Origin of the sequence: Synechococcus sp. H55.2, from assembly GCF_047462495.1 — a bacterium.
Taxonomy (GTDB): Bacteria; Cyanobacteriota; Cyanobacteriia; order Thermostichales; family Thermostichaceae; genus Thermostichus.
The window spans coordinates 6577-10076 of the sequence record NZ_JANSJH010000097.1 but is presented as its reverse complement, the minus strand read 5'-3'; the positions used below and the strand labels follow the sequence as shown (position 1 = coordinate 10076).

4 protein-coding genes are annotated in these 3500 nt (G+C 52.9%); all 4 read right to left on the bottom strand.

Going from position 1 to position 3500, the window contains the following annotated elements:
* Window positions 1-121 precede the first annotated feature (121 nt).
* Window positions 122-400 (bottom strand): CRISPR-associated endonuclease Cas2, encoded by a 279-nt coding sequence (cas2, locus tag NW844_RS10750; protein WP_414335550.1) that lies wholly within the window; start codon window positions 398-400, stop codon window positions 122-124.
* On the bottom strand, window positions 400-1389 hold the full coding sequence (cas1, locus tag NW844_RS10745) for a CRISPR-associated endonuclease Cas1 (protein ID WP_414335548.1): 990 nt from the start codon (window positions 1387-1389) through the stop codon (window positions 400-402). Before cas1 ends, cas2 begins: the two co-directional genes overlap by 1 nt.
* Complete coding sequence (gene csx18, locus NW844_RS10740) at window positions 1389-1688, bottom strand: CRISPR-associated protein Csx18 (RefSeq protein ID WP_414335546.1); 300 nt, start codon at window positions 1686-1688, stop codon at window positions 1389-1391. The genes cas1 and csx18 overlap by 1 nt, the downstream gene beginning before the upstream one ends.
* 29 nt (window positions 1689-1717) lie before the next feature.
* Window positions 1718-3500: RAMP superfamily CRISPR-associated protein (locus NW844_RS10735; protein WP_414335544.1), on the bottom strand; the 1783-nt coding region annotated here is incomplete at its 5' end.

Sequence of the window (3500 nt, the reverse complement as noted above, 5' to 3'; positions counted from 1 at the left end):
AGCGGGTCAACGAAAGAATCGGCCTTTGCGGGATTTGGCGAGGCGCTCGCAGAGCTGCTGATACCGTTTTTGTGTGCTTTCGAGAACATCAAGTACTTAGGTAGGGGGAAAGTTGCCTGAGCTACACGATGACCGAGCCAGGGGGTGCAGTTAAAGGGGGTTCACCCCAGATTTCCACTTGATCGAGGGCGTGGCTGGTGAGGGGATAGAAGCGGACGCTGTCTTCGTTGGGCTTGATCCTTTTCCGGAGCCGTAGCTTGAGCTCCTCGAACTTGTCCTTGTTGAGGACGCACTCGAAGACACTGTACTGCACCCGCTTGCCGTAGCCTTCTAGCAAGTCGGCAATTTTCTTGCGGCGCTTGTCACAGGGGGTATCGTAGGTAACAACATAAAGAAACATCAGCGAATCCGGTAAGGCTGATACAAGTCTTGAGGATTATAGACGGACTGCTTAAACTTCTTAACCTGCTGTGTTAGCAAATCCCAGCGGGGCTGATCCCCAGCAGGAGTTGTAATGGATCCCTCCATTCTCTGGAGAAAAGCTTTGAGGTATTTCTTTCTGCCAGCATCGTTGAGAAAACAGCCCCCATCTCGATACTCGAAGTCTTCTTGGATATCCATAACACTGCTGTTGACAAGCCACAGTACCAGGGAGTCCACAATAGGCGCTCGGAACTCTTCCAGCAAATCGGAAACCAGAGCAGCGTGGCGTTCACTGCTGGCATGTAGGCAACCTTGATAGGGATCCAAATCTTGCAGCTCAATCAAGGTTAATAGGTGGTTCCAGAGCACCATATAGCCAAAGCTAAGCATGGCATTGACTGGATTGGTGGGTGGTTGTCGGGTGCGCTTGAGCAAAACAAATCCTTTTTGTTGCAAGCAATTGCCCAATTCTGGGAAATACAGGGCTGCGCCGATCCCTTCAATGCCGCGCAATTGATCTAGAGACTTAGCCTGCAGAACTTGCTCGGCCAGATGTTCCAGGCTGCGCAGGGTTAGATCCCCAGTTTCGCTGGGGCGCTGCCTAAGTTGCCGCATCAACAACACGCGGCCATTGAGGAGCTTAGCTCGCACTATCTGGGCTGCTGTTTGCAATCGCCATGCTTCAGGGAGTGCTTGTTGCCAATGGGCCAAGCGGCGGTAGCCCCTTTCAATGGGAATGAGGCGACCGTAGCAATAGCCGAGTCGGGAGAGGTAGGCAATGGGGATATTGCGCTTCAAGCACTCTCTTACAACATCGGTAGTCACCTGCGAGCGGCCGAAGATTAAAATTTGCTCTAGCAAGGGCAGAGGCACCTCCTGCAAGAGCAAATCGCCCAAATGAACCAGCACAAACTCTTGCCTGAGGCTTAGCCTGCACCCTTGCTGGGAAACATACAAGGTTCGCATTATCGATCATCTCGACGCAGACTCTCTGAGCCTCGCCTTGGCTCTATGGAAGTGCTGGTCTTGGATTGGCGCTCTTCTGGTAAAACATCTACATTAATTTCAGGACTTGACAAAAGATCCATGACTATCTCCGTTAGGCTTCCAGAAAAGAAGCTGGCAATTGTAACCAGAATAGTGTTGGTAATCACGGCTGCCAGACCTAAGGGAGCAATGAGCAAAATGGCCAGTGTAATCAGGCCATTGATTGTAGCTGTAACAAGGTTTCTGAGAACTTTGGCTTTGATCTTCTTTCTAGGCATGGTTTTCCCAAAAACTCTCCAAGATTTTTCTATCTCAAGGGCCAGATTACTCCAAAGCCATCGGCACTTCCCTTGAGCTCGTCGAGATACATTTTCCTAGGATCCGCCGTTGCTCCAAAAACGGTAACCACTTGGTAATCACCCAAATCGGCAATCCAAACCGGAGAGGGTACCTGTACACCCCCACACAAGAATTTGTCGTACCGGCCTTCGCCCTGCCGGCCAAGACGATGCAAAGTTGCCAGGGCATAGGGTTTATTAAACTCTTCCTCGCCGCTGCAGACCACAATCTGGCAGTTGGCATCCACTGCTTGCGGCCATTTATCCCTGTCAACTTGGCCAACACTTCTTGGGCTATTGGGGTTAATAGCCTGCTTGGTTAGAGTCTTGAGAGCGGCAAAAAAGTTTTCCAGACGCTTTTGGAAAAGCTTCTGAAACTCAGCCACCGATTTCGGCAGCTCCCAAAAGGCATCCTCTGACCTGGGAATTAGGGTAGAGCCGCGCCACCAGGGAGCCCGCTCGCGGTTTTGGCGGGAGTAGCAGGGTCTTCTGGCCCCTTGGCCCACACCTCCCAGATGGAACATCATCCAGGTGAGGTTGGCAAAGAGCTTTTTCGCCGCCTCTTGATCTTCCTGCGAAGCATAATTTTGGCACTCGCCCGAAAGACTCAAGACGAGGATCCCTTCTTGTCGTCCGGCAGGTTTATTTCTTCCTTGCTGATTGGGCTCCGGCTGAGAGACTTTGCCATCTAGGAGATCTACATGGATCCAGCCGTGTTTTTGCTTAGGGGTGATGGCGCCAAAAAGTTGCCCTTCCCACTCCTGCACCTGATCGACCGGCAAAACTCCCAGGGCAAGGGTGCGGAACCAATAGCGCAGCATATTCTTAAAGGCCACAGGCCGCACTTCGGCGATGGATCGGTTGTCGTAGCGATTCTTGTCGGGTCTCCAGTTGACTACCTGGCGCCCGTGAATGAGTTGGCCTTCTAACTCAAAGGGCAGGCGCAAGAATTCTCCTTGGCTCTTGTCCGGCGATTTCCCTGAGGGGATTAGCCGACCGTAGCCGGTATTCACCTGGGATCCCACCCCTTGCTCCAAACCCCGGAGGAGCCATTGCTTAACTTGATCCAGCATCTCATCGGTGCAGCCGCTGCCTTTGCGTAGGCCAATCAAAAAAGTGGCTTGCTTGAGAGAGAAAAATAAGTTGGGGTTGGTCGAGTATTCAAGATTTTTTCCATTCCATTTCCAGACGTTATTAGCAATATCTACAGCCAGCCCCCCCGTTTTGGAGTTATCGGGATCCTCCCGCCTTTGGGGGCGAGTGGGTACCGGATAGGCATCCAAAAAGACAACCTTGCCGGCGCTATCTTTTTCCTCAGCTTGTAGGTGGCCAAACCAAGGAGCTACAGCTTGGTCTGCTTGATCCCAAGATAGGTTGCGCTCCTGCATCAGCTCCCGAATGGCCTGGGAGCGGGCTACACCGCGCAGGGTGGAGCCAGGAATGTAAGGGATCCCTAAGTGATCGAAAGCGGGGAGCAACATGCTCTCTGGGCCCTTGGCCCCACCGACTCGAATTCGCCAGGGACAGGTAACCTGAAAGGTGTCGCTGGCAAGGCGTTGGGTGCGCTCGTTCAAAACTTTCAAGCGGGCTCCAAGGTTAATCGTTGTTTCCACTTGGTGCGCCAGCTCCGCTTTGGTGCCGTCTTTAAAAGCATCGAGCCGCGCTCGCATCCAGCGCAGATATTCAATAAAACCGGCGGTGGGATCCGGCCTGGGCGTGGGATCCAAGGGGTGACCCAGCCAAGGCGAGGGC